This window comes from Thermoanaerobacter sp. A7A, from assembly GCF_000445185.1.
Lineage (GTDB): Bacteria > Bacillota > Thermoanaerobacteria > Thermoanaerobacterales > Thermoanaerobacteraceae > Thermoanaerobacter.
Map to the genome: position 1 here is coordinate 1 of NZ_AVAF01000004.1, position 26,059 is coordinate 26,059.

Below are 26,059 nucleotides of genomic sequence, written 5' to 3' on the forward strand. Positions count from 1 at the left end.
AAGACGGCAAGCAATATTTTGATGGTTTTATTAAGCAAAATTTGTTTGCAAGTTCTGCAATTCTATAGATGATTCTGCCTGCCCTGTTCAACATCCTAAATATTTTAATGGCAAAAAGCACAGAGGCTGTACTAAGTATGTTATTATATCTTCTGATTATAGGTCCTCTATTAATAGAGACTCCCTATATTTTAAGGCTGTCTATAGATTGAGGATTGAATCAGAAAGATATAATTCTCGTTTTAAAGCTCTGGATTTTGAAAAAGCTTATGTCAGAAATATTAATTCTGTCAGCAACCTTAATACTTTTGGCCATATTACTTTGCTTACTGTCGCTATTGTAGCTATTAAACTGGGTAAATTTGATGAGTTTAAGTCTCTTGTTGCTTTGATGCAATCGGCTTAACTTTTACTGAATTTAGTTCATGCCACTTTTTAACATTTGACTTCTAGAGGATATTTATGCCCTTTTTTAGTTCCTCTTTTTGTCTTTTCTTTTCCTTTACCACTTCCTTTATGTTTTATTGCAAGTTTTGATTACTATATATTGTATGTCATACATATTTTGGTTTTTCACCATGATTATTTTTATTAATTTTGCACATCCCTAATATAATTATAACAATATTCCTTACATAAATTTTACTATATAAATTACGCTTTGTCTATAGTTTAACAACGAAAACCTTATCTTATATTTTTTAAAAAATTCATGGGGATATACCTTATCAAAAAAGCATACCCCCATACTGTATTTCCGCGATTTCGTTAAGTTTCCATAAGCAGAGTCATCGTTTTAAAAATGCCTAAATTTAAATAAACAACGAACCGTTTATTGCTGTCCTTGAGCAAGTGGAGCAGGTAATACAAACGTCCTTTGAGCCAATTCAGCATCAAGCATGAATATAGGCTGTATGTTGTCTCCTATAAGCTCTAACTTGTCAACAAGTCTCTGGAAGCTCTCTTCTTCTTCTACCTGCTCATTAACAAACCAATGCAAAAATGCATTTGTGGCATGGTCTTTATCCTCAATTGCTATATCAACAAGCTTATGAATCCTTTCAGTTACAGTCTTTTCATGACTCAAAGCCTTTTTAAAAAGGTCTAAAATACTTTCAAAGTTTTCCTCTGGTTTTTCTATCGGGTACAGAGTAACTTTCCCACCCATGCGATATATGTACTCGTAAAAAATTCTCGCATGTGCAAGTTCTTCTTGTGTCTGGACCTTGAAGAAATTAGCAAAACCTTCTAAGTTTTTCTCTTGAAAATAATTTTCCATTGCAACATATAGATATGCAGAATAAATTTCGTAATTCAACTGTTTATTTAATCCTTCTAACATCCTGTTACTCAACATACAAAACACACCTCTCATTCTATAGTATTATTGTACTTCCTTATATTTCTATTGTACACTTTTAGGAGCCAAAAAACAAGTAATAAGCCAGTATTTTAAGAATTTCCTTGAATCTTCCCTTGTTTAGCTACTAATTCTTTTTTCTCTTTTACTTTCTCTTCATCGGCAAGATAATAATGCCTTATAGGCTTTAAATCATCATCAAGCTCATAAACTAAGGGAATTCCTGTAGGGATGTTTAGCTCCATTATCTCCTCATTTGAAAGATTGTCAAGGTATTTTATCAGCCCTCTTAAACTGTTTCCATGGGCAACTATGAGGACTTTTTTACCGGATTTTATCGTCGGCGCAATTGTTGATTTCCAATACGGAATAACCCTATTAATTGTGTCAATCAAGTTTTCAGTGAGGGGAATTTCATCTTCAGAAAGGTCAGCATATCTGGGGTCAAAACCGGGGTATCTTGGGTCATCTTTTGTCAATGCAGGAGGCCTTACATCAGCAGACCTTCTCCATATTTTTACCTGCTGTTCTCCGTATTTCTTGGCAGTCTCAGCTTTATTGAGCCCTTGAAGTGCTCCGTAATGTCTTTCATTGAGCCTCCATGATTTGTAAACCGGTATCCACATCCTGTCCAATTCATCAAGAACAATCCACAAAGTCCTTATAGCCCTTTTAAGTACAGAAGTAAAAGCACAATCAAAAGTGTATCCTTCTGCCTTTAAAGTCTTGCCACTCTCTCTTGCCTCTTCAATACCTCTCGGTGACAGATCCACATCCGTCCAGCCAGTAAATCTATTTTCCATATTCCACAGGCTTTCTCCATGCCGCAGTAAAACAACCTTATGCATACTTTTTCCCACCTTTCCCATATTATATATCAAAAATTTATACAAAGATTTTCTGTCTTTTCATACTCTATCCTGTTTTCTTAATTATATCTCACTTAAAACTTAAATACAATAGTATTGATAATTATTCTTATTTAAGATTTATATGTATCCGAAAATCTATATTTATAAAATACTATTTATTTACGCAATTTTTTGCAAAATAATGGGTATTGCCAGATTATTTTACTTTGACAATGCCATCTCCCGGTTTATCAACCATTATAACAAGCAAATAGATTTATTTAAATTATAGTTTTATTTCAAATACAATTTCATGCAATATCGGTATATTATCATATCCATATAAAGGAATCTCGGGTTTTATCTTTCGTGCTTCCTGAACTGCATTTACATAAAGTGCAACCATATTGAATCCTCTTTTTTGGTAAAAACGAATCGCTCTTATATTATCATTGGTTGTAATAAGCCAAATTCTTTTACATCCTTGCTCCTTTGCCTTATGTATTACACACTCTAACAATTTACTACCGATACCTTGATTTTCAATTAAACTATCAAGGGATACTATTTCACATTCCTCATTATCAATATTATAGGTTATTAAGCCATTTATATCATTATTTACAATAGCCACATACCCTGGTAATTTGTCCATTAAATGAACTTTACCTTTTGAAACCATTATTGGCGAACCCCAATTGCGTATTATAAAATCTATTACTTTTTTCTTTAACTTTTCATCAATTGGCTTAATAACAAACATGACATTTCACCTCTACTATTTTTCAGATTGAGTATTAGCACCTTCTAATTTTGCTTCTTTCAAAATTCTAATAAGCCATTCCTTCCTATCAGTATAATCCCCATCAGATATTAAACTTTTTGAATTTTTAACTTCAACTTTACTTGCATTAAACAAATACAAAAGATTATTTTCATCTTTAACTTTTTCAAACTTTTATACTGCTCTTAATGGTTAAAAATCTCTTTTATTATTTCCTCTATAGCTTCCTTATCATTTTTAGCTCTCAGCCGCTAATTGTTGTACATAAGCTCAGTAATTATCCAATTATCTTTTATTTTTTCTACAAGCAATATTAATTTCTTGATATCCCCATAAGGGTCCGCTGGATTGACTTCATAGGAATCTGTAAAAAGATAAACATAGTAAAAATATCCTTTTTTATCCTTTAAAATGGTTTCCTGGGGATTAGCCGGTTCAATTTTATAATAATAAGTATATTCCTCTTCACTATAATTACTGTAAAGGATTGTCTTTACTTTATCATTCACATAAGCATATACTGTCTTATCTTTAATTTCACCAGTTAAACTATAATAGTCGGCTTCCCTTAAAGCTTTTTGAATCATTTGATATTGTTTTTGCCTTTCTGATTTTACACTCTGTAAATCAGTATCAGTTGTAGAATTATTGATATCCCTTTCTTCCACAATAGGAATAACTCCTAATATGTCTTTCAAAAACTTCTTTTTGTTTTCTAATAGATATTTTCTATTATCGTACAACAGTTTTGAAAAATTTTCCTGTTCCTTTTTGTCATTACTCTGTTGTGCTGGATTTAACAAATTCTCTTCTTTTGTAATTGTCGTTTCAGGACCTTTTAGGTTGAGAACTACAAATAGCACTGGTAAAGCTATTAAGAAAATAAAAATAATTATTAACACATTGCGCTTCATTAATTCTCTTCCTCCCTTTTCACATTCCTCTTTTCTTTCATTATATCGCTTTAAATGTTAAAATTTATAAAAAAACTATTAAGTTTTGATTACAAAATGGTTACAGTAATATAAAATTCCATTCTCCCTTGACTTAAAAGATTAAGTGTATTACAATACACATTAGGAGGTGTATGTGATGAGAACAAATATAGTCATAGATGAAAATCTCATCAAAGAAGCGTTAAAAATCTCAGGATTAAAAACTAAAAAAGAAGTTGTCAATTTGGCTTTAAAAGAATTTGTAGAAAATCGCAGAAGAAAAAATTTAATGGAGATAAAAGGAAAAATACAGTTTGATGAAAATTATGATTACAAAAAAATGAGGGAAGGCAAATGATTTTGGTAGATACATCTGTTCTAATATCTTTTCTGAAAGGCATAGAAAATAAAAAAGTAAAAAAATTTGAAGAAATAATACAGAATAATATCCCCTTTGGAATAAACAATTTTATCTATCAAGAATTATTACAAGGAGCAAAAACTGAAAATGAATTTAACTTAATTAAAGAATATTTAGGCACACAAAAATTCTATGACCTAAAATATGGCACCAAATCTTATGAAAACGCTGCAAAATTGTATTTCAAGTGTAAGAAAAAAGGAATCACTATTCGCAGCACCATAGATTTACTCATAGCAGAAACAGCCATTGAAAATAATTTATATTTGTTACACGATGATAAAGATTTTTCTTTAATTGCACAAGTTGATGAAAGATTAAAAGAGTATTGATTAAGGGCTGTCTTTTTTATTGACAGCCCATTTTTCTTCAAACTATTGTTTATTACACACCCAAGCATAAAAGCAAAAGACTTTAAATTACTCACAAAAAGGTTTGTCAACAACCTGTTCCTAAATAAATTTAATAGCTTTCTCCAAAAATCTTTTTATACAAATCTTCACCATAGCTTGTTTGAAGTGGTTTGCCTTCGGTTATTTTAAAAGTACGTTTTCCGTCGTTTCGTCTTTCGGCTCGTAGAAAAATGACATTCTCCAGTTTTTTATTATAAAAACTATAGGCAAATTCAAACAAATGTGTCACAAAGAAAACTTTGATGCGTTTTTCAATCAATGCAGTAATTATTTGCCTTGCAATTTCCGAACCTTCTCTTTCATTTGTCGCAGCAAATGATTCATTAAACAGTACCATGGAATTTGGCTTTATATTGTCTACTATATCACTCATCCTGCTAAGCTCTTCATCAAGCTTTCCACTTTTCATGGTAGCATCTTCTTTCCGTTTATAGTGGGTAAAAATCCCATCACATATGTTAGCAGAAAAATACTCGGCTGGCACAAACATACCACATTGCATCATCAACTGAGCCAAACCTATGCTTCGCAAAAAGGTAGATTTACCCCCTTGGTTGGCACCTGTAATTATTGCCAGATCTTTATTATCAGCATTTAAATCGTTGCCCACGATTTTTTGTTTCATTGTCAAAGCCAAACAGACATCGTATAATCCTTTAAAAGAATGCCTACGTTCACTGGATGCTACCGGAATAGGAAAAGACACCGGCTCTCCAATTTGGGCAAGTTTCTCATATAAATTCAAACAGCCAATGTAAAAAGCCAATTCAGTCCGCAATATGTTAAAAAAACTGAGAATATGATCAGCAGACTGAGCAAGTGCATTTGCCACGAGGTTGATTCCTCTGTCTTTTAAGTCAGATAAAGCTCTTGCCCCGCTTTCATCGCGCTCACTTATATAAAAAGTATAAGCATCCGGTCTTTTTGAAAAAATCCTGTCTATTAGACTTTGTTTTTTATCCTCCTGTTTGCGGAGGATATAATTGACGCCTTTATTGCCTTTACCCAACTCAGCACTGATCAAAATTCCATCGCGAAATTCCAGTTCTTTTAAATGATTTTGGATACTTTCAAAATATTCATCATCAAGTTCTTTTTTGAGCATTGCAAAAAACCTTTTAAAGCCCTCTGATTCGAATTTATCAGCATGTTGGTCGGCAATACTCTTTAGTTTTTTCAGCATTTCCATAAACATATGCAATACATCCATTGAGCTATGAAGTATAGCTGCAGGGTACCTGGTGAAAATGCTAAAATAATACTTTTTCTCGTTTTCAATTGCTTCTACTGCTATATTATAGATATTCCTAACAATGGAAGAATTTTTTAGAGAATCTTTCAGAACATCTTGGCGATATAATATTGTAGCCAGATCACTATACACGCTGGATAAAACAGATTTTTTGGCTACTTCAAATAAAAAATTATCACCAAGGGACATAGCATTGAACAAAGTGTTTAATTCTAAATCCTGTATCAATGCTTCTTCGTTCGAGGGCAATTTTTGTTGCAGGTCAAAATCATGATCTCTATACATAAGTAAAACTTTCATGATTTTATCCTCTCCTTTAAGCAGTTATACGTAAGCCTATATTTTTCAGCAATTGATATGGCGTATGAAAGCCCATCAGGAGGTCTTCTAACAATTTTATATGTGCGCAATGCCGGATTCTCAGGAACTACCGTACTGACCATACTTACAATTTTTTCGCTTAAGAATGCCAATTCATCTATAAATGTTACCCAGACGCACAGCACATCTAATTGTATTATTTTTTCCATTATCTTCTTACTTAAAAATAATGCGTCTTTTGCTGTGGTAGATGTAAAAATTTCATTCATTATTATAATACTGTTTGATGTGGCCTGGGCAAGAATATTGTAAATTCTAAGCAATTCATCTTCCAGTTTTCCACGAAGATCTTTAATATTTTCTTCCTTTTCAAAATGTGTAAATAGTTTATCAAAAAGAAAGAGTTGCGCTTCCTTTCCGGGAACAGGGCAGCCTATACTGGCCAAATAATGCAATTGTCCGAAAGTGCGTGCAAATGTTGTTTTGCCTCCCTGGTTCGGACCGGTAATTACAAATATACGCTCTTTACCTTTTAAATAAAAATCATTACAAACAACAGCCGAATTTTCGTTGATGAGTTTATAAGCCAGAGCTAAATCAAATCCTTCGTAATTATAAACTTCCTTGCATTTACTAGATATTTGTGGATAACAAAATTTTAGTCCAGCGCGCTTGAATAGTGCCATATATTCCAAATAAGCAATATAAAATTGTACTTCCCTATCAAAAGTAGCTATTGTCTCATCTAAATAATCACTATTTTTCATACAATAATTATCAAGATTAGAAAATATATCAGGATATAACTGAGCTACTAAATCCAATATTTTTGCTTCGACATGGTTCATATCTGGCCAATCAGAAAATTTGACTTTATAATCCTTTGCTGCTTCCTGTTTGAATTTTTCAAACGTTTTTTCTACTTCTGTACTGTAATCAATTTCAGATTCATATTTACGAACCGTCACACGGTTACCTTTTATTAACAAGCAATATTTTACTGTAGACAAATCAGCTTTAAGTTTTTTCGTTTCACTCAGTAGCAGCTGAAAACGGTCAGAATTAATATAATCTATCAAATATTGACGAAATGCTAAAAAACCACGAGATTTTAACTCTACAGAAGACAAGTCTTCTACTAAATCAGTAATTGCATCACAGTAGATTTCTACAGCATCCAAAAACCATCTTTCTTTCTGGTATTTGTAGTAAAGTTTGTCTGCTTGAGCAAGGTGTTTGCGCATTTCTTGCATTTTTTCCGCAAATGATTTTATATCCTCAAGCAAAACTTCATTTTCAAGATCTTGCATTATTTCATGGCGATACTTGATAGTATCAATATCGTTTAAAGGAGTGTAAAAAAACAGTTTTAAATTATATTCTTCTTTGCCTCTTGTTATGACATCTATAATTTGATCAAGATTTAAGTCAACAAAAAAATCAGGCGCTTCGAATGTTTCTTTTTTTACTCCATCTTCGTTTTTTTCAAATAATATGCTATGGAAAGGCATAAGAAAGTACCTCCCTTTCAAAGTTGTAGGCAAATGCACTAAATATAAAAAAGCTGACAACCCCTACGTTTTTACCGTAGAAGCCATCAGCTGTTTATCAGCAGTTCGGATTTTCCAAAAGGGGGCTTCATCCCTTTTTGAATATTATATCACTTTTTTATGAAGCCTGCAAGAATATGTGAAAATTTACTTCAAAGCATAATGTTTATGTTTATTTGTTTAAAATAAAAAGATTTTTGTATTGTTTTATATCCAAATTTTGTAATACTGCTTATTATTCTATAAGTAAACTTAACAATATAAAATACTTGATATCATTATTTTGTAGTATAATGATAATATGAGAAAAATAAATATTCATTCATTTTATGTTTTGGGAGGGATCTTATTGAATAAAGGTAAAAGTATAACATTCAATACTTTAATACATTGGGAAGAATTTCGCAAGCGTATTATAGTTGAAGGCATTATAACAGGTTTCTTTGTTGGATTGATTATTGCTATTTTAAGATATATTCTTGAAAAAACAAATATTCTTGTAATAAGTGTATACAAAATTCTTCATACAAATCCTTACTTGTTAATTGGCTGGATAATTTTCCTTTCTCTAATAGGCTTATTATTGGGTATAATAGTGAAAAAAGAACCTATGATAAGCGGTAGCGGTATACCTCAAGTTGAAGGCATGATTATCGGTTATATAAAAGTTAATTGGTTACGAGTTTTATTGTTAAAGCTCATAGGTACTATTTTAGCGATAGGTGCAGGACTTTCTTTAGGACGCGAAGGTCCATGTGTGCAAATTGGTTCTTCAATCGGACAAGGAATAAGTAGGTTGTTTGGTAGATTTAGAGTTGAAGAAAAATACCTTCTTACATGCGGAGCTAGTGCAGGGCTTGCAGCAGCTTTTAATGCACCACTTGCAGGAGTTATTTTTGCTCTTGAAGAACTGCATAAAAATTTCTCACCATTGGTACTTGTATCTAGTATGGTTTCATCACTTACATCAACTTTTGTAGCTGGTGAACTATTAGGAATCAAACCTATTTTTAATCTGAAAAATCTAGCAGTAATGCCGCTTAATAATTATCTTTATCTTATTTTACTTGGAATTATCGTTGGGTTATGTGGAATTGTATTTAATAAAACTCTTTTAAAAACTCAAGATATATACAACATGTTAAAAATAAAATCACATATGAAGCCAATAATACCTCTTATTATATCTGTTGCAGTTGGACTATGGATACCTATGGCACTTGGCGGCGGTGAAAGTCTTGTCGATACATTAAGTAAAGATAGTTTTAGTTTAAAATTTTTAATTTTGCTATTGATTGTTAAATTTTTATTTACTATGGTAAGCTATGGCTCAGGTGTACCAGGAGGTATTTTTATGCCCCTCCTTATAATAGGTTCACTGATTGGCAACATATACGGAACTGTAATAATTAACATAATGCATATAAACCCTATTTATATCAAAAATTTTATTGTATTTGCTATGGCAGGATATTTTGCTGCTATAGTTAGGGCACCGATAACAGGTAGTTTGCTCGTAACTGAAATGACCGGTTCATTTTCTCATTTGTTGGCCCTAAGCACTGTCTCTATAACGGCATACCTTTCATCAGATTTGTTCTCAAATATGCCGATTTATGAATCTTTGTTAGAACGTCTGCCGATAAAGAAAGAACAAAAATCTATAACTGCCAATAAAAAAAGAAAGACAATTTTTGAAATGCCTGTCGGTGTAGGCTCAAGTTTAGATGGCAAAAAATTAAAGGATATTAGCTTGCCCCAAAATTGCTTACTTGTTGGCATAAAGAGGGGAACGCATGAATTAATACCAAAGGGAAATACGAAAATTCTAGCCGGCGATTATCTAGTAGTCCTTGCAGATGAAGATAAAGCTACAGAAATTAGAGAAATTTTATTGAATATGACACAGAGGTAAACAAATCTTAAATAGACACGGGGAGAGTTCCTTTGTACGAGTCGGACAAATGAACCGTCCCCGTGTCTATTGGGAAAAAGGGAATCACCATTCGCAGCACTATATAGATTTACTCATAGCACAAACAGCCATTGAAAACAATTTATATTTGTTACACGATGATAAAGATTTTTCCTTAATTGCACAAGTTGATGAAAGATTAAAAGAGTACTAAAAAGAAGTCTGTATAAAAAAGTGGCAGCCTTTTTTATTATGTATTTATTGCACTGGAAGAACTTCAGCAGCACGTTCCAGTTCGTAACCTTCCGGAGTAACCATTCGAAAAAGCATTATTCGGCTCTTTGTTTCTTTATCCACCATTATCCCAGCATCACTATAGTTTATCCTCACCGTTTGGTAACCTTGAAGTTGAGGTTCAACTACCACCAACCATTCATCATCCAATCGGTAGATTTCTTTAACCTTATGAGATAATAGCCATAGTTCAAAAGAATGTGATGAATTAAAAGAACTGCCGACTGGTTTTTCCCAGTCTTCTGAAAATCCAATCATGTAATACAACCCTGCTCCTTCAGAAAGTCCTCCGGTATAAATGAAAAAGTTGCGTTGAGCACAACTAATAAGTTGTGTTATGTCACTATATTTTCCTCCCATAAAGGTACTATGCCAAGCTTTAGAGTAAATAGGTCGAATCCAGCTATCATCTTCGCTGGTAATTTCAAAAGGAACTTTACAACCAAGCGAACGGATATCTTGAATAGAATGAATCTTATTTTGTTCTAAGAACTGTTTAATTTGTTCTCTGTTCCAATCGTTCACTATTGTGTTAGGTTGTTCTGGCTCAATGGCATGTAACCTCTCCAACAGCTTTGAAGTTATTTTTACTGTATAACCTTCACTGCTCTGTTCCAACTGGACATCAGCACCTAATGCTTTAGCAATCCACTTTACAGGGACCATAGTTCTTCCGTTAATAATTTGCGGTGGAACGTCTGGTTTGATTTCTTGGCCGTTAACAATGATCTTAATATGATTAGAAATCTTAATATGATTAGATGCGAAAACACCTGCAGCAAAGGCTAGTATTAACATGACAACACCTGTAACTACTGACCACTTCTTCATCACTGGTAAAATCCCTCTGCTTGTATTTTTTATTTCATTATACCACTTTAAATGTTAAAATTTATTAAAAAATTATTAAGTTTTGGTTACAAAATGGTTACAGAGTAAATTGTTCCTTCCCTAGTATCCTTAGTATAAAGTACATAGGTATACTTGTATCCTTCTAAAAACAATCACTTATCCAACAAGATATAATCTTATCCGAGAACCAAACTCCTTCCACAATCATCTATAAAGTGAGAAGGTCATCCGGATGACTCATCTCATCGCAAAATAGGAGGTGTAAGATTGGAAATCATACAAGAAGTAAAGAAAGCCAAGCAAGGAGACAAGTCTTCCTTTGCAAAACTCATATACCATTTTGAAAAAGACATGTATATAGTGGCAAAAAGCATATTGCAGGACGAGAATGACTGTGCTGATGCCGTATCTGAAACTGTACTAAAAGCTTATGAGTCTATTTCTCAATTAAAACATCCAAAGTATTTTAAAACATGGCTTATGAAAATTTTAGTAAACAATTGCTACCAAATAAAACGCCTCCAGAAAAGAGTAATAACAGTAGATGACTTCCCTGATATTCCTGTACCCCAGGAAGAATACAACAACACAGAATTGTATCAAGTGTTAAACAAATTAGAAGATGATTTAAAAGTAATAGTGGTAATGTATTATTTACAAGACATGTCAGTTAAAGAAATTTCTAAAATATTGGATATTCCGGCGGGTACTGTAAAGTCACGACTTTCAAGGGCACGAAAGCGAATGAGAGAAATATTAAGTTTGGAGGGAGGTAATGTATCCTATGAACCGAAAATTTGACAGACAAATACGTGACCTTTTGCAAAAGAGCAATATTGAAGTGCCTGAAAACTTTCATAAAAGAATAGAAAATACCTTAAATATGATAAAAGAAAGGAAAGGAGACAACAAAGTGCCAAAAAATACTACTTCTAAGAAAATCACCTTAGGAGCACTTTTAAAAGTAGCTTCACTGTTAATCGTAGCAATACTAACAATAGGAATAATAGACCCTGCTATAGGAAAAAACATACCTATAATCAATTCAGTATTTGAATATCTTTCAAATAGAGGTATAGAAAAGACTGAATATCAAAAATATACTGTAGGAATAGGTGCTTCACAAATCTCTAAAGGCGTTGAAGTGACACTGAATGAAGCGGCTTTTGATGGATCCAGATTGGTGGTGGGATATATAATAAAAGATAACCATCTCCCAAAAAAAATAGAAAAAGATAAAATTTTTGTTGATAGCAGTGCTGAAACAGCAATAAATAATGAAAATTTATCTGCTGGTAGTAACACTGTTTCAGGAATCTTAACTAATGACAATACTTTTATAGCATCGGCAAAATATGAACTTGTAAGAGGATATCTCGATAAAATCCCTTCTTCTATAGATGTAAAAATAAACATAAGAGAAATAACTTTTTATGAAGGAACAAATAGACACACTATTAAAGGCAATTGGAATTTTAATTTTACAATTCCTGCCTCCAAAACTAAAGTAGATTTAAAAATACTCAAACCAAAAATTGTAATCAATGACAAGTTAGGTGAAATCAAATTTAATAAAATAATTCTTTCACCTTTCTCCACCAGCATAGAAATTGAAGCTCCACAAGACCCTGTAGTAGGTTGGTACGAATACACAGACGAATATCAATATATGCAGCCAAGTCTATGGACTGTAACTGATGATAAAGGCAATATCCTAAAGTGGGAAGCAGAGTATAATCTTTTTGATATAAATGGCAAAGTAGAAAAAGATAAAGCCTATCCCAGATTAATAAAATTCTCTCCTGTCAGCCCCGATACTGCATATATAAATATCAAATCCAGTAAATTTGAAGTAAAATTGCCTGTAAAATAACACTTAAATAGGGGGCCGGTTCTTTTAACAAAGAACTGCCCCTATCTATATTATTAAAACTCCCTATTTTTATAAAACTTAACAGATAATAAACATGAAACCGTCAGTATAATAAGCGCTAAAGCAGTTATAAACAACATTTTCACTGTATCTGATTGATTCATTATAAAAGATACAATATTTTGAAACCAATCATAATTTACAAGTTTTTCAAAAAGTCTTATAACATAAGATATGCCATAAGAAAATCCAAAAATCAAAATAATGTACATAATCCCAGAAAAACCATGTCCAAATTTAAACATTAAAGGAAGGTATATGGCATTTAGAAAACTCACCGCCAGTATGCCGTAAATTACAGCTTTAAAATTGATAGGATATACATGAATAGGAAAGCCTAGTACTTTTGTAGCTGCTGCAACTAACAAATAAATAGCTATGCCTATTGCTGAATAGACAAATATAGACAGGTATTTTGCCAATACAATTTCATGCCTTTTTAGAGGCAAACTATTTACATCAGCTGAGCTTGCAATTATCATTCCCATGTATGTCATACAGACATCTTTTAATGTAAACCCTCTAAAATTCTTCCTTAAATTCTTAACCTCCAAAATTGGCTCCACCTTTTAGACCTCCTTATACAAAATCTCTAACATCTCTTTTATCTCTTCTAAGGATAAGTTTACTGCTTTTGCAGCTATAATCGCTTCTACTAATTTTTCTTCTACAATTTTTAGCCGTTTCTCACGCATTAATTCCTTGTTTTGCGCTGCTACGTAAGTACCCTTTCCCGGAATTGTAGTAATGAATCCTTCTTTTTCCAATTCGTCATAAGCCCTTTTTGCAGTAATCACGCTAATCTGCAACTCTTTTGCTAGGTTTCTAATAGAAGGAAGCAATTCCTCCTCTTCCAACTCCCCTTTCAAAATTGCTTCTTTGATTTGCCTGACAATTTGCTCATATATAGGCTCTTCCGCAGAATTTGAAATGATAATGTTCATCTATTACAACCATCCCCTTTGTGTTATTACTGTATATTAACATTATATACAGTAATAACGGTTTTGTCAATACTTTATTGTGAAAATTTACCTCAGAGCGTGATACAGCAGCTATTAAAAATAAAATAGCATATTCTTTAAAAAGAGGAACATAATAAAACGCTCAAAAATCCTTAAAAAAGCAATATTGACCAGTTTGTTAATCTTACAATTTGACTTCTTTTTTGAATTGGTTTACAATCAAATTGATAAAAATTATATAAAAATGGGGGAAAAGTAAAATGAGATGGTCGTTAGAAAAGCTTTATACCTCCTTTGACAGCGAAGAATTTAAAAAAGACAACGAAAAGATACTTTCATCAATTGAACACATAAAAAAGTGGTGCGAGAAAAACCTCCAAACAGATGAAAATGCAAAAGAAAAGCTTGAGTACTACATAAAGTTTAAAAATGAACTGGGAGACCTTTTAGTAAAAGTGAGGGGCTTTTCTTTGCTCTCTTTAAGTGTAGATGTTAAAAATGAAAAAGCCCTCAAAGCAGTTGAAACCCTTGAAAATGTTACAACAATGCTGGCAGAGCCTGAAACAAAATTCAAAAGGTGGCTTTTAAACCTCAAAAACGTAGATGAAATAATAGAATCCTCTTCATACCTCAAATCTCATGAGTTTTACGTAAAAGAAACAATAAAGGAAGCCGAACACCTCCTATCAGAAAAAGAAGAAATAATACTGGCAAAAATGAAAAACACGGGTTCAGAAGCATGGGCAAAGTTACATGAGTTTTTAACCTCCACACTACTTGTAGATATAAACATAAATGGAGAAGAAAAAAAACTGCCTCTTTCAGTTGTCAGAAACATGGCTTATGACAAGGACCCTTACATAAGGAAGACTGCCTACTTTGCAGAGTTAAATTCCTACAAAAAGATAGAAGAAGCCTCAGCCGCCTGTCTAAACGGAATAAAAGGTGAAGTCCTCACTGTAACAGAATTGAGAAAATACTCTTCTCCCCTCGAAATGACGTTACAGCGCTCTCGTATGAATTTTGAAACCTTTGATGCAATGTTAAAAGCCATAGAAGAATATTTACCAGTATTTAGAAAGTATTTAAAAGAAAAAGCAAAGCTTTTAGGTCACAAAGAAGGACTTCCTTTCTATGACCTCTTTGCCCCTGTAGGAAAACTGGACAAAAAACTTACCTTTGAAGAGGCTAGAGAATTCATTGTAGAAAACTTCAAGTCTTTCAGTGAAGACCTGGCAGAATTTGCAGATAACGCTTTTAGAAATAATTGGATTGATGCAGAACCTAGAGAAGGCAAGAGAGGAGGAGCCTTTTGCTTTAACCTGCATCCAATAAAAGAAAGCAGAATTCTCGCAAACTTTGATGGAAATTTTTCTAATGTTTTGACATTAGCCCACGAATTAGGACATGGATACCACGGCCATCTACTGGCAGATGAAACATTAATCAACTCAAGGTACCCTATGCCCATAGCTGAAACTGCCTCTATCTTTAATGAGCACATAATAGTAAACTCCGCATTAAAAACGGCAACTAATGAAGAAAAACTGTCAATTATAGAAAATTCTCTCCAGCGCTCCACTCAAACCATAGTCGATATTTACTCAAGATTTTTATTTGAAAATGAACTCCTAAAAAGGCGAAAAGACCATTCCTTATCTGTGGAAGAACTAAAACAAATGATGATAGATGCTCAGAAAAAAACTTATGGAGATGGACTTGACCAAAATTATATGCACCCTTACATGTGGATAAATAAACCCCACTATTACGATGCTGACTTAAACTATTACAATTTCCCTTACGCTTTTGGTGAACTATTTGTAAAAGGCCTAATTTGCAAGTACAATCAAGAAGGAGAAAAATTCGTAGAGGAGTACAAAGAACTTTTATCCCAAACAGGCAAGAAAAATCTTTACGAATTAGGAAAAATCGTGGGATTTGACATACATTCTATCGACTTCTGGAGAAAATCTCTCGATGTCATAAAAGAAGAAATAGAACAATTTATTTCACTGATATGACCCCAAACCCAAACAAAAGGGGTGGTTCCTTTTGTTTGGGTTCTGAACTGTCCCCTTTGTTTGGGAGGGCTAAGTTTTTATATCTTTGGTGCACCTATAGTTTTTCTTTTCTTCAATATATTTTTAAGATCTATCGCCTCATATACATCTTCATCTATCACATCGCTGAATTTTTTAAGTTCTTCAAGTGATAAATCTTCAATTGCTAAGTTTCGTTCTATTGCATATAAAACGACTTTACCTGCAATTTCATGAGCAATTCTGAAGGGAATGCCTTTTTCTACAAGATAGTCTGCAAAATCTGTAGCATTCATGTAACCATATTTTGCGGCTCTTTCCATGTTGTCAGTCTTTACTTTAATTGTCTTTATCATCTCAGTAAATACTTTCAAAGACATTTTTAAAGTGTCTATTCCGTCAAACAAAGCCTCTTTATCTTCCTGCATATCTTTGTTATATGCAAGAGGGAGTCCTTTCATTACAGTGAGTATTGTAATCAAATCACCGTAAACTCTCCCAGTTTTGCCCCTTATTAATTCTGCTGCATCAGGGTTTTTCTTTTGCGGCATCATACTGCTTCCTGTTGAGAATCTGTCGTCCATCTCAATAAAATCAAATTCTTTGGTGGACCACAAAATTAATTCTTCTGAGAACCTACTTAAATGCATCATTGTTATAGAGGCAAAGCTTAAAAATTCTATTACAAAGTCTCTATCGCTTACACCATCCATGCTGTTTAAAGTTATATCATCGAACCCTAAAAGAGATGCCACGTATTTTCTATCAATATCAAAGGTGGTACCCGCAAGTGCACCAGAGCCCAAAGGCATTACGTTGACTCTTTTCACCATATCCTCAAGCCTTGATAAATCTCTTTTAAACATTTCAACATAGGCAAGAAGATGATGTCCAAAAGTCACAGGCTGTGCCCTTTGCAAATGCGTATATCCCGGCATAATCGCCTTTTTATAAGTTTCAGCCATTTCTTTTAAGGTATCTATAAGTTTTATTAAATCCTCTTTTATTTTGTCTATCTCATCTCTCAAATAAAGCCTTTCATCCGTTGCAACTTGGTCGTTTCGACTTCTTCCTGTGTGAAGTTTGCGCCCTGTATCGCCTATTTTCTCAGTTAAAAGCCTTTCAACATAAGAATGAACATCTTCATCATTTGGTATCTCTCCAACATTGGTTTCATCAAGAATTTCCTTTAACCCTTTTTCTATTAAATTGAGTTCATCTTCTGTCAGCACTCCAGCTTTATAAAGTCCTTTTGCATGGGCAATTGAGCCTAATATGTCATGCTTTAAAAGCCTTATATCAAAAGAAATGGAGGAATTAAACTCCTCCATTAGTTTGTCCGTCTCGCTTTTAAACCTACCTCCCCACAGCTTCATCCATATCCTTCCTCTCCATTTCCCTCAACGCCTTAATTTTTAAAGAAAGTCCAAAGAGATTTATGAATCCTTCTGCATCTTTTTGATTATAAACCTCATCTTTACCAAAAGTTACAAATTCTTCATTGTAAAGAGAATAAGGAGATTTTGCACCAGCGTTTATGACATTTCCTTTATAAAGCTTTAGCCTCACAACACCAGTTACATTTTTTTGGGTCTCCTCAACGAAGGCATCCAGAGCCGTTTTAAGTGGTGAAAACCACAAACCGTTGTAAACAAGGTCTGCATATTTTTGTGAAACCAAATCCTTAAACCTCATTGTTTCCTTATCAAGCACAAGATATTCAAGTTCTTTGTGAGCAGCGTGAAGCAGTGTCCCTGCAGGAGTTTCATAAACACCGCGAGATTTCATCCCTACAAGCCTATTTTCAACAATGTCGGCTATCCCCACACCGTTTCTTCCTGCAATTACGTTTAATTCTTCTATTAATTTGACAGGTTCTAAAGCTTTGCCGTTTACTTTCACAGGTATGCCCTTTTCAAATTCTATAACTACATATTCCGGCTTATCTGGGGCTTTGTCAGGTGGGGTGATTATATCGTAAAGGTCGCTTTTAGGCTCATTCCAGGGGTCTTCAAGGTCGCCACCTTCATGGCTTACATGCCACAAGTTATTATCGACACTGTATATTTTTTCTTTAGTAACAGGGATTGGAATCCCTTTCTTTTTTGCATAGTCTATTTCATCTTCCCTTGATTTTAAATCCCATATCCTCCATGGTGCTATGATTTTTATTGAGGGGTCAAGAGCATGTATTGATACTTCAAACCTCACCTGGTCATTGCCTTTGCCTGTCGCACCATGGGCTATTGCTTTTGCACCCTCTTTGTGGGCAATTTCCACAAGTTTTTTGGCAATTAAAGGCCTCGCCATAGAAGTGCCTAAAAGGTATTTCCCTTCGTAAACAGCACCAGCCTTTAAAGTAGGGAATATATAATCTTTTACAAATTCTTCTTTTACGTCTTCGATATATACTTTGCTGGCACCACTTGCCAAGGCTTTATCTTTTATATATTTAAGTTCCTCTCCCTGTCCTACATCAATGCAAGCTGCTATTATCTCACATTCATAATTTTCTTTAAGCCATGGTATAATTACTGATGTGTCAAGTCCTCCTGAATAAGCAAGTACCACTTTTTCACCTTTTAACATTTTTAAACACCCCTTATAAAACTAAATTTTTGACATTATCCTTTTGCATTTCTTGATATTCATTTACAGATAAAATGGACAAGCCGTTCACATTTACCTTTGACACAGCATTTAATGCCGCTTTTATAGTATCTATAGATGTAAAAAGAGGAATTCTGTATTCTACTGCTGTTCTTCTTAACTTAAATCCCGTATTATCAGGTTTTTTGCCTTTTGTCGGTGTATTTACTACAGCGTCAAAATATCCATCCTTCAGCAATTTTATTGCATTGTCAAGAGACATAATATTTACATGAATACCCATCAAACTCAAATACTTACCTGTCCTGTATGTGGCATATATTTCATAACCTAAGCCCTGCAATTTTTCTACTAAAGATACTGCTTCTTGAAAATCTCTTTCCGCTATTGAAAGAAGAATCTTACCTTTTTTAGGTATTTTAAGGCCTGCTCCTTCTAAAGCTTTGTAAAGTGCTCCTTCATAAGTTAAATCTATACCCATTATTTCTCCAGTTGATTTCATTTCAGGACTTAGTGAAACTTCAACATCTGTCAATTTTTCCATAGAAAATACGGGAGCTTTTACAACCGTATATGGGGTCTGCGGCCATAAACCGCCTTTATAACCTAACTCTTTTAGCTTTTTGCCCAAGGCCACTTCCACTGCGAGTTTTACCATAGGTATACCCGTTGCTTTGCTCATAATAGGTACAGTACGTGAAGCTCTGGGATTTACTTCTAACACGTATACAGTGCCTTCTTTTACAGCAAATTGAATATTTATAAGTCCTTTTACATTTAAAGCTTTTGAAATCTTCTCTGTGTATTCGATAATAGTGTTTATCTCCCGTTCGGACAAATTTCTTGCAGGATATATTGAGAAACTATCTCCTGAATGCACTCCAGCTCTTTCTATGTGCTCCATTATTCCGGGTATTAATACACACTCACCATCTGAAACTGCATCAACTTCTACTTCTCTTCCATCTATATATTTATCTATTAAGATAGGCCTGCCGGGAGATACTTGGGTTGCATTTGAAACATAGTCGATTATCTCTTGAAGTGTGTTAACTTTTTCCATGGACTGACCGCCTATAACATAGGATGGCCTTACAAGAAGTGGAAATCCAAGCTTTAAGGCTATATCTTTTGCATCTCCTACTGTTAATGCATATTCGCCTTTAGGTTGATTGATGTTTAACTCTCTTAAAAGTTTTGAGAACTTTTCCCTGTCTTCACTTATGTCAATGCTTTCATAGGATGTGCCTAATATTTTTACTCCGTTTTAACTAACCCTTCTGTAAGATTTATTGCTGTCTGGCCGCCAAACATTACCATTACGCCGAGTGGCTTTTCTTTCTCGTATATGTTTAAAACATCCTCCAATGTAATAGGCTCAAAGTACAACCTGTCTCCTGTGTCAAAGTCTGTGCTGACAGTTTCAGGATTGTTGTTTATTATGATAGATTTAATTCCAGCATCTCTTAAAGCCCACAAGGCTTTAACAGAACAGTAATCAAACTCAATTCCCTGACCAATTCTTATAGGACCAGAGCCTATTACAATTACTTTTGGTATGTCATGGGTCTCAACTTCGTCTTCTTCGCCATAAGTTGAATATATATATTGTGTAACTGATTCAAATTCCGCTGCACAGGTATCTACCATTTTATAGGAAGGATATATGCTATATTCTTTTCTTAATGCTCTAACATCTTCTTCTTTAATTCCCTTTATTGTTGCAATTTCTCTGTCTGAAAATCCCATTCTCTTTGCTTTTTTAAGAATCTCTTCCCTTAACTCATTTTTCTCTATTTCCCTTTCCATATTTATAATATTTAAAAGCTTATTTAAAAACCATTTGTCTATTTTTGTAACGTCATTTATATAATCAATGTCTATATCGCGGCGAAGAGCTTCTGCTATATAAAACAGCCTCATATCATTAGGCACTGAAATGCCCTCCAGTATTTCTTTTGTTCCCATGCCTCTTACACTATCTAACCTAAGACCATAAACTTTTATCTCTAATGACCTTACAGCCTTCAAAAGGGAGGCTTCAAAAGACCTTTCTATTGCCATTATTTCTCCTGTCGCCTTCATCTGTGTACCTATTCTTCTATCAGTAGTATAAAATTTGTCAAAAGGCCACCTCGGTATTTTTGTCACAACATAATCCAGTGCAGGTTCAAAAAATGCGGTTGTTTTACCCGTGACAGGATTTTTTATTTCATCAAGCCTAAGTCCTATCGCAATTTTTGCAGCAACCTTTGCAATAGGATATCCTGTCGCTTTTGATGCCAGTGCGCTTGAACGACTAACCCTTGGGTTTACTTCTATAACATAGTATTTGTGGCTTTGGGGGTCTAAAGCAAATTGGATATTACATCCTCCCTCAATTTTTAAAGCCCTGATTATTTTAATGCTTGCACTTCTTAACATTTGATATTCGTAATCTGACAAAGTCTGCACTGGCGCTACGACTATACTATCTCCAGTATGAACTCCTACAGGATCAAAATTTTCCATGCTGCAGATGGTAATACAATTATCAGCGGCATCTCTCATTACCTCAAACTCTATTTCTTTCCATCCATACAGAGATTTTTCAACAAGTACTTCTTGAGCCATACTCTTTTTAAGACCTAAATCCACAATCGATATAAGTTCTTCGTCATTGTGAGCTATACCGCCACCTGTACCCCCAAGAGTATATGCAGGCCTTATTATCAAAGGATAACCGTAATTTTTAGCAAATTTAAGTGCATCCTCCACATTTGTGACTGTGACACTTTCAGCAACTGGCTCCCCTATTTCCTGCATTTTTCTTTTAAAAAGTTCTCTATCTTCTGCAGTTTTTATTGACTCGAAAGAAGTGCCTAAAAGTTTTACATTATATTTATCTAAAATTCCTTCTTCTTTAAGTTTGACAGCAAGATTAAGCCCTGTCTGTCCTCCTAAGGTAGCAAGAATTCCATCGGGCCTTTCTTTTGCTATTATTTTTTCAACTACTTCTACAGTAGGATTTTCAATATAAACAATATCTGCTATATCAGTGTCAGTCATTATGGTAGCTGGATTGTTATTTACAAGTACTACTTGTACTCCTTCTTCCTTTAAAGATTTGCAGGCTTGGGTTCCTGAATAATCAAACTCCGCTGCTTGCCCTATTATAATCGGGCCTGAGCCTATTACCAGAACCTTACTAATATCCTTATATTTCGGCAAAATAAGACCTCCTTTTGTAAACCATGACTATATCCATGAATTTATCAAAAATATCTGTTGAATCACGAGGACCAGGACATGCCTCAGGATGATACTGTACAGAAAAAACTGGCAGAAACTTATGCATAATGCCTTCTACTGTTCCATCGTTTAAGTTTATGTGGGTTATAGTTATCTTGTCTTTATCTATTGACTCCTCTTCAACAGCGTATCCGTGGTTTTGAGAAGTTATATAGTCTTTATTTGTCAGTAAATCCTTAACAGGTTGATTTGCACCTCTGTGGCCAAATTTCATCTTTACTGTATTACATCCAAGGGCTAAGGCTATTATTTGATGCCCTAAGCATATCCCCAGCACAGGTTTCATACCTATAAATTGTTTAGTAAGTTCTATTGCATCAACTGCATCCTTAGGGTCTCCTGGTCCATTTGAAAGAAATATTGCATCGGGATTTATTTGCATGACATCATCATAACTTGCATTGTAAGGAAACACATAAATGTCAAATCCAACAGAATTTAGCATCTTTAAAATGCTTTTCTTGGTGCCAAGGTCAATAAATGCAAGTTTTGGACCAATACCTTCTATACGATAGGGCTTTTTCGTAGAAACTTCTTCCAAAAGATTTGCCTGGTCAAATTCTATGTTGTCGTCAGGATTATGAGTTATAATTCCTCTCATAGTTCCATTTTCTCTAAGCTTTTTTGTCAAAGCCCTTGTATCAATTCCTGATAATACTGGTATGTTGTGCTTATCAAGATAGCTCAAAAGTGACTCCTCACTTTGAAAATTGCTGGGCTTATCGCAATATTCCCGTACAACAAATCCCCTTATATGAGGCTTTTCTGATTGAAAGTCGTATTTGTTAATGCCGTAATTTCCTATTAAAGGGTATGTCATGACAACTATTTGGCCTGCATAGGAAGGGTCTGTTATGGCTTCTTGATAGCCTGTCATCCCTGTAGTAAAAACAACCTCTCCATATCCTTTTTTGTTTTTGCTTATTAACTCACCTTCAAATATGCTTCCATCCTCAAGTTTTAAATAACCTTTCATGCTAAAACCCCACTTCACAAAGTACATCCTCCAGTATTATTAACGCCGTATCTATTTCCTCTTTTGTCACAGTAAGAGGAGGGACAAATCTTAAAACATTGTGACTGATACAATTTATAAGTAAGCCTTTTTCCATTGCCTTTGTCACAATATCCGAAGCCTCTTCCATATCCATTTCGCAGCCTATCATAAGGCCTTTTCCTCTCACTTCTTTTATGACACTGTGTTTCTCCTTTAAACTTTCAAGGTTTCCCTTGAAATACTCGCCTTTTTGAGCCACATTATCTAAAAAGCCTTCCTTTGTTATTTCGTTCATCACTGCAATTCCCGCGGCGCAAGCAAGGGGATTTCCTCCAAATGTGGAGGCATGGTCTCCCGGTTGAAAAACAGCTTTATCCTCTTTTGCGACAATAGCTCCTATTGGAAAACCTCCTCCCAATCCCTTTGCCAAAGTCATGATGTCAGGAGTTATGCCATAATGTTCATATCCAAAAAGTTTTCCCGTCCTTCCTATACCTGTCTGAACTTCGTCTATTATAAAGAGAATGTCATTTTCATCACATATCTCTCTTGCCGCCTTTATATACTCTGGTATAGCTTCATGGATACCGCCTTCACCTTGCACTACTTCAAGCATAATCGCACACACTTCATCATCAATAGCTTCATAAAGAGCATCAATATCATTAAAAGGTACATATTTAAAACCAGAGAGAAGTGGGCCAAAACCTTTGTGATACTTCTCTTGACCTGTCGCAGTAAGTGCCCCAAAAGTTCTACCGTGAAAAGAATTTTTGGCAGATATAACTTTATACCTTTTATCACCGTATTTTAATGAGGCATATTTTCTGGCAAGTTTTATTGCGCCTTCATTTGCTTCTGCACCACTATTTGCAAAAAATACCTTATTCCCAAAGGAGTTTTCCGCGATTATCTTTGCAAGTTGTATCTGATTCTCATTCCAATAAAGATTAGAACAGTGTATAAGTTTTTCGGATTGGTTCTTTATAGCATCAACTAATGCCGGATGACAATGCCCCAATGAATTTACTGCAATGCCTGCAACAAAATCGAGATAAACATTCCCTTTGTCATCCCACACTTTTGTCCCTTTCCCCTCCACCAGGGTAATAGGGTATCTGCTGTAAGTATTCATTACATATTTCTTATCATCAACGCTTATCATCATCAAAACATTCCTTTCCTATCATAGTTCCTATTCCTTCATCAGTAAAAATTTCAAGAAGCAGTGAATGTGTAAGCCTTCCGTCAATGATGTGAGCTCTTTTTACTCCATTTTCAACAGCTTTTATGCAACATTCAAGTTTTGGTATCATTCCACCGTTTATGCGTCCCGAATTCATAAATTCTTTTGCGTGCTCTAAGTCCATTCGGGATATTAGGCTACTTTTATCATTTATATTTGATAGAATTCCTTCGACATCTGTAAGTAAAATTAGTTTTTCAGCCTTTAATGCTTCTGCGATTTTTCCTGCTGCAGTATCCGCATTTACATTGTACGTTTTGCCGTCATCTCCGAAAGATGTCGGTGCAATAACAGGTATATAGCCTTTTTCCAGCATCATCGTTATTACATCTATGTTTACATCTACAATTTTTCCTACGTATCCTATGTCGCCATTCGATGTGTCCTTTTCCGCCTTTAAAAGTTTGCCATCTTTTCCACTTATGCCAATCGCCTGACCGCCTAATTCATTGATCATAGATACAATTTCCTTATTAATGCGCCCCACTAGTACCATTTCAACAACTTCCATAGTTACCTCGTCAGTAACCCGCAGTCCCTTCACAAACTTTGACTCTATGCCTAATCTTTTTAGCATGTTATTTATTTCTGGTCCACCGCCATGTACAACTACAGGATTTAATCCTACAAATTTCATCAATACAATGTCCTGCATTACCATTCTTTTTAAATTGCAGTCTAACATTGCACTTCCACCATATTTTATTACAACAGTCTTGCCAGAAAACTTCTTAATGTATGGGAGTGCTTCTATTAAAACATGGGCTTTTGCAATTTCATCGCCAAACTTCTCTTTTCTAATCATGTCCTGTAACTCCCATTGATTTTCACATAGTCATAGCTTAAATCGCACCCCCAAGAAGTCGCAGTACATTCCCCGGCTTTCATATCTACAGTTAGAGTAATTTCTTTTTCTTTTAAAATTTCTTTGGCTAAAGCCTCATCAAAAAAGATGTATCCGCCGTTTTCACAAACTTTAACCTCTCCCTTCACGCTTTTTAAATATATGTCAACTCTACTTACGTCAAAATCTGCCCCTGAATACCCCACTGCCGCGAGAATCCTTCCCCAGTTGGCATCTTCACCGAATATAGCTGTCTTTACAAGATTTGAGTTTACGATAGACTTTGCAGCTAATCTTGCATCTTTTTCAGTTTTTGCATTTATTACATTTACTTCCATGAATTTAGTTGCTCCTTCCCCATCCTTCACAATAAGTTTTGCAAGAGTTTTATTTACATACTCTAAGGCTTTATAAAACACATCAAATTCATGAGTCCCTTCTTCTATTGTTTTGTTTTGCGCTTCCCCATTTGCAAGTATTATCGCTGTATCATTTGTGCTCATATCTCCATCAACAGAAATCATGTTATAAGTTTTGTCTACAGTTTCTTTAAAAGCTTTATTTAATGCAACCTTAGTTATATTAGCATCTGTAAGTATAAAAGAAAGCATTGTGGCCATATTTGGATGTATCATACCTGACCCTTTCGCAAACCCTGTCATTGTAACAATTTTACCTTCTATTACAAACTTGGCTGTCACACCTTTTAAAAAGGTATCTGTTGTCATTATAGCTTCAGCCGCCTGGTACCCACCCTCTGTTGAAAGATTTTCTGCCGCAGCCTCAATCCCTTTTAAAACTTTTTCCATAGGAAGAGGTACTCCAATAACTCCTGTAGAACATACCAGCACATTTTCTTCATCTATTTTAAGAAGTTGTGACACTTTTTTTGCCATGTTAACCGCATCCTCAAAGCCTTTTTCTCCTGTGCAGGCATTGGCATTGCCACTGTTTATAATGATCGCCTGTGCTATACCTTTTTCTATTCTTTTCATATCAAGAAGGACTGGCGCCGCTTTAACCTTATTCGTTGTAAATACTGCTGCTGCATTTGCCACTTTTTCTGAATATATTAATGCAATATCCTTTTTACTTTTTTTTATCCCTGCAAAAATGCCTGAGGCTAAAAAGCCTTTTGGCAGTTCAATGCTTCCTTCTAAAATCTCCAACTCTTCCATTATCA

Annotated in this window: 23 protein-coding genes, 2 pseudogenes and 1 riboswitch; of the genes and pseudogenes, 8 read left to right on the forward strand and 17 right to left on the reverse strand. The window is 34.4% G+C overall.

The features are described 5' to 3' along the window. Positions 1-406, forward strand: a pseudogene (locus M663_RS14980) (transposase); the annotation flags it as partial. 426 nt (positions 407-832) lie between these two features. Here the strand turns inward: M663_RS14980 and M663_RS0100225 are convergent. The 5 genes from M663_RS0100225 to M663_RS0100245 all read right to left on the reverse strand — a co-directional run bounded on the left by M663_RS0100225 (position 833) and on the right by M663_RS0100245 (position 3,909). Next, a complete protein-coding gene (locus tag M663_RS0100225; RefSeq protein WP_029687530.1) occupies positions 833-1,357 on the reverse strand; it encodes a ferritin in 525 nt (174 codons plus the stop codon). Positions 1,358-1,452: 95 nt separating this feature from the next. Continuing rightward, positions 1,453-2,208: a 2,3-diphosphoglycerate-dependent phosphoglycerate mutase gene (gpmA, locus tag M663_RS0100230; protein WP_029687532.1), complete on the reverse strand. Its 756-nt coding sequence runs from the start codon at positions 2,206-2,208 to the stop codon at positions 1,453-1,455. Positions 2,209-2,497: 289 nt separating this feature from the next. After that, positions 2,498-2,974, reverse strand: a complete 477-nt coding sequence (locus M663_RS0100235; protein ID WP_029687533.1) for a GNAT family N-acetyltransferase — start codon at positions 2,972-2,974, stop codon at positions 2,498-2,500. Between the two features lie 15 nt (positions 2,975-2,989). Then, a complete protein-coding gene (locus M663_RS14985; RefSeq protein ID WP_019908073.1) occupies positions 2,990-3,136 on the reverse strand; it encodes a hypothetical protein in 147 nt (48 codons plus the stop codon). Between the two features lie 110 nt (positions 3,137-3,246). Continuing rightward, positions 3,247-3,909: a hypothetical protein gene (locus M663_RS0100245; RefSeq protein WP_004398850.1), complete on the reverse strand. Its 663-nt coding sequence runs from the start codon at positions 3,907-3,909 to the stop codon at positions 3,247-3,249. 178 nt (positions 3,910-4,087) lie between these two features. Between M663_RS0100245 and M663_RS0100250 the strand changes: the two genes are divergently transcribed. Beyond that, positions 4,088-4,288, forward strand: coding sequence for a type II toxin-antitoxin system VapB family antitoxin (locus tag M663_RS0100250; RefSeq protein WP_003869707.1), 201 nt, complete (start codon positions 4,088-4,090; stop codon positions 4,286-4,288). Further along, positions 4,285-4,683, forward strand: a complete 399-nt coding sequence (locus tag M663_RS0100255; protein WP_029687534.1) for a PIN domain nuclease — start codon at positions 4,285-4,287, stop codon at positions 4,681-4,683. Before M663_RS0100250 ends, M663_RS0100255 begins: the two co-directional genes overlap by 4 nt. A gap of 130 nt (positions 4,684-4,813) precedes the next feature. On the opposite strand, the gene M663_RS0100260 is transcribed toward M663_RS0100255, so the two are convergent. Together M663_RS0100260 and M663_RS0100265 are read right to left on the reverse strand one after the other, a co-directional pair. Continuing rightward, a complete protein-coding gene (locus tag M663_RS0100260; RefSeq protein WP_004398856.1) occupies positions 4,814-6,316 on the reverse strand; it encodes a Mismatch repair ATPase (MutS family) in 1,503 nt (500 codons plus the stop codon). Beyond that, positions 6,313-7,848, reverse strand: a complete 1,536-nt coding sequence (locus tag M663_RS0100265; protein WP_029687535.1) for a DNA mismatch repair protein MutS — start codon at positions 7,846-7,848, stop codon at positions 6,313-6,315. The genes M663_RS0100260 and M663_RS0100265 overlap by 4 nt, the downstream gene beginning before the upstream one ends. Positions 7,849-7,918: 70 nt before the next feature. Next, a riboswitch (Fluoride riboswitch) is annotated at positions 7,919-7,992 on the reverse strand. A gap of 244 nt (positions 7,993-8,236) precedes the next feature. Here M663_RS0100265 and M663_RS0100270 point away from each other — a divergent pair. Together M663_RS0100270 and M663_RS14990 are read left to right on the forward strand one after the other, a co-directional pair. Beyond that, the gene (locus tag M663_RS0100270; protein ID WP_029687536.1) at positions 8,237-9,802 is read left to right on the forward strand and encodes a ClC family H(+)/Cl(-) exchange transporter; all 1,566 of its coding nucleotides are present in this window, start codon (positions 8,237-8,239) and stop codon (positions 9,800-9,802) included. A gap of 49 nt (positions 9,803-9,851) precedes the next feature. Continuing rightward, positions 9,852-10,016, forward strand: a complete 165-nt coding sequence (locus M663_RS14990) for a hypothetical protein (RefSeq protein ID WP_273702561.1) — start codon at positions 9,852-9,854, stop codon at positions 10,014-10,016. Positions 10,017-10,060: 44 nt separating this feature from the next. Here M663_RS14990 and M663_RS0100275 read toward each other — a convergent pair whose 3' ends face one another. Next, complete coding sequence (locus M663_RS0100275) at positions 10,061-10,927, reverse strand: copper amine oxidase N-terminal domain-containing protein (RefSeq protein WP_003869701.1); 867 nt, start codon at positions 10,925-10,927, stop codon at positions 10,061-10,063. A gap of 288 nt (positions 10,928-11,215) precedes the next feature. Here M663_RS0100275 and M663_RS0100280 point away from each other — a divergent pair, with 288 nt between their 5' ends. Both M663_RS0100280 and M663_RS0100285 read left to right on the forward strand, forming a co-directional pair. Next, complete coding sequence (locus M663_RS0100280; RefSeq protein WP_006569720.1) at positions 11,216-11,749, forward strand: sigma-70 family RNA polymerase sigma factor; 534 nt, start codon at positions 11,216-11,218, stop codon at positions 11,747-11,749. Further along, positions 11,733-12,821 carry a DUF4179 domain-containing protein gene (locus M663_RS0100285; RefSeq protein WP_273702562.1) on the forward strand — a complete coding sequence of 363 codons (1,089 nt, stop codon included), beginning with the start codon at positions 11,733-11,735 and terminating at the stop codon, positions 12,819-12,821. Before M663_RS0100280 ends, M663_RS0100285 begins: the two co-directional genes overlap by 17 nt. A 53-nt stretch (positions 12,822-12,874) precedes the next feature. Here the strand turns inward: M663_RS0100285 and M663_RS0100290 are convergent, their stop codons facing one another. Together M663_RS0100290 and M663_RS0100295 are read right to left on the reverse strand one after the other, a co-directional pair. Beyond that, complete coding sequence (locus M663_RS0100290) at positions 12,875-13,438, reverse strand: ABC-2 transporter permease (protein WP_337954484.1); 564 nt, start codon at positions 13,436-13,438, stop codon at positions 12,875-12,877. Positions 13,439-13,450: 12 nt separating this feature from the next. Beyond that, a complete protein-coding gene (locus M663_RS0100295; protein ID WP_004398880.1) occupies positions 13,451-13,825 on the reverse strand; it encodes a GntR family transcriptional regulator in 375 nt (124 codons plus the stop codon). 281 nt (positions 13,826-14,106) lie between these two features. On the opposite strand from M663_RS0100295, the gene M663_RS0100300 reads away from it, so the two are divergent. Next, positions 14,107-15,870 carry a M3 family oligoendopeptidase gene (locus tag M663_RS0100300; protein ID WP_004398881.1) on the forward strand — a complete coding sequence of 588 codons (1,764 nt, stop codon included), beginning with the start codon at positions 14,107-14,109 and terminating at the stop codon, positions 15,868-15,870. 77 nt (positions 15,871-15,947) lie between these two features. Here M663_RS0100300 and argH read toward each other — a convergent pair whose 3' ends face one another. From argH to argJ, 7 genes and pseudogenes are all read right to left on the reverse strand, one after another. Next, positions 15,948-17,264, reverse strand: coding sequence for an argininosuccinate lyase (gene argH, locus M663_RS0100305; RefSeq protein ID WP_029687539.1), 1,317 nt, complete (start codon positions 17,262-17,264; stop codon positions 15,948-15,950). Beyond that, entirely contained in the window at positions 17,245-18,477 is a 1,233-nt protein-coding gene (locus M663_RS0100310; RefSeq protein ID WP_029687541.1) for an argininosuccinate synthase, read from the reverse strand. The genes argH and M663_RS0100310 overlap by 20 nt, the downstream gene beginning before the upstream one ends. A 13-nt stretch (positions 18,478-18,490) precedes the next feature. Then, a pseudogene (gene carB / locus M663_RS14390) lies at positions 18,491-21,708 on the reverse strand (carbamoyl-phosphate synthase (glutamine-hydrolyzing) large subunit). Next, positions 21,695-22,765 carry a glutamine-hydrolyzing carbamoyl-phosphate synthase small subunit gene (gene carA / locus M663_RS0100320; RefSeq protein ID WP_029687542.1) on the reverse strand — a complete coding sequence of 357 codons (1,071 nt, stop codon included), beginning with the start codon at positions 22,763-22,765 and terminating at the stop codon, positions 21,695-21,697. The pseudogene carB and the gene carA overlap by 14 nt, the downstream one beginning before the upstream one ends. Before the next feature lies 1 nt (position 22,766). Further along, a complete protein-coding gene (locus M663_RS0100325) occupies positions 22,767-23,951 on the reverse strand; it encodes an acetylornithine transaminase (protein ID WP_029687543.1) in 1,185 nt (394 codons plus the stop codon). Further along, positions 23,938-24,837: an acetylglutamate kinase gene (gene argB / locus M663_RS0100330; RefSeq protein WP_004398895.1), complete on the reverse strand. Its 900-nt coding sequence runs from the start codon at positions 24,835-24,837 to the stop codon at positions 23,938-23,940. The genes M663_RS0100325 and argB overlap by 14 nt, the downstream gene beginning before the upstream one ends. Then, on the reverse strand, positions 24,834-26,054 hold the full coding sequence (gene argJ / locus M663_RS0100335) for a bifunctional glutamate N-acetyltransferase/amino-acid acetyltransferase ArgJ (RefSeq protein ID WP_004398898.1): 1,221 nt from the start codon (positions 26,052-26,054) through the stop codon (positions 24,834-24,836). Before argJ ends, argB begins: the two co-directional genes overlap by 4 nt. Positions 26,055-26,059 lie beyond the last annotated feature (5 nt).

Excerpts from the sequence above, each read along its gene's own strand:
- M663_RS0100225 (WP_029687530.1), bottom strand. The coding sequence starts at position 1,357 with ATGTTGAGTAACAGGATGTTAGAAGGATTAAATAAACAGTTGAATTAC.
- gpmA (WP_029687532.1), bottom strand. The coding sequence starts at position 2,208 with ATGCATAAGGTTGTTTTACTGCGGCATGGAGAAAGCCTGTGGAATATG.
- M663_RS0100235 (WP_029687533.1), bottom strand. The coding sequence starts at position 2,974 with ATGTTTGTTATTAAGCCAATTGATGAAAAGTTAAAGAAAAAAGTAATA.
- M663_RS0100245 (WP_004398850.1), bottom strand. The coding sequence starts at position 3,909 with ATGAAGCGCAATGTGTTAATAATTATTTTTATTTTCTTAATAGCTTTA.
- M663_RS0100250 (WP_003869707.1), top strand. The coding sequence starts at position 4,088 with ATGAGAACAAATATAGTCATAGATGAAAATCTCATCAAAGAAGCGTTA.
- M663_RS0100255 (WP_029687534.1), top strand. The coding sequence starts at position 4,285 with ATGATTTTGGTAGATACATCTGTTCTAATATCTTTTCTGAAAGGCATA.
- M663_RS0100260 (WP_004398856.1), bottom strand. The coding sequence starts at position 6,316 with ATGAAAGTTTTACTTATGTATAGAGATCATGATTTTGACCTGCAACAA.
- M663_RS0100265 (WP_029687535.1), bottom strand. The coding sequence starts at position 7,848 with ATGCCTTTCCATAGCATATTATTTGAAAAAAACGAAGATGGAGTAAAA.
- M663_RS14990 (WP_273702561.1), top strand. The coding sequence starts at position 9,852 with ATGAACCGTCCCCGTGTCTATTGGGAAAAAGGGAATCACCATTCGCAG.
- M663_RS0100275 (WP_003869701.1), bottom strand. The coding sequence starts at position 10,927 with ATGAAGAAGTGGTCAGTAGTTACAGGTGTTGTCATGTTAATACTAGCC.
- M663_RS0100285 (WP_273702562.1), top strand. The coding sequence starts at position 11,733 with ATGAACCGAAAATTTGACAGACAAATACGTGACCTTTTGCAAAAGAGC.
- M663_RS0100295 (WP_004398880.1), bottom strand. The coding sequence starts at position 13,825 with ATGAACATTATCATTTCAAATTCTGCGGAAGAGCCTATATATGAGCAA.
- M663_RS0100300 (WP_004398881.1), top strand. The coding sequence starts at position 14,107 with ATGAGATGGTCGTTAGAAAAGCTTTATACCTCCTTTGACAGCGAAGAA.
- argH (WP_029687539.1), bottom strand. The coding sequence starts at position 17,264 with ATGAAGCTGTGGGGAGGTAGGTTTAAAAGCGAGACGGACAAACTAATG.
- M663_RS0100310 (WP_029687541.1), bottom strand. The coding sequence starts at position 18,477 with ATGTTAAAAGGTGAAAAAGTGGTACTTGCTTATTCAGGAGGACTTGAC.
- carA (WP_029687542.1), bottom strand. The coding sequence starts at position 22,765 with ATGAAAGGTTATTTAAAACTTGAGGATGGAAGCATATTTGAAGGTGAG.
- M663_RS0100325 (WP_029687543.1), bottom strand. The coding sequence starts at position 23,951 with ATGATAAGCGTTGATGATAAGAAATATGTAATGAATACTTACAGCAGA.
- argB (WP_004398895.1), bottom strand. The coding sequence starts at position 24,837 with ATGATTAGAAAAGAGAAGTTTGGCGATGAAATTGCAAAAGCCCATGTT.
- argJ (WP_004398898.1), bottom strand. The coding sequence starts at position 26,054 with ATGGAAGAGTTGGAGATTTTAGAAGGAAGCATTGAACTGCCAAAAGGC.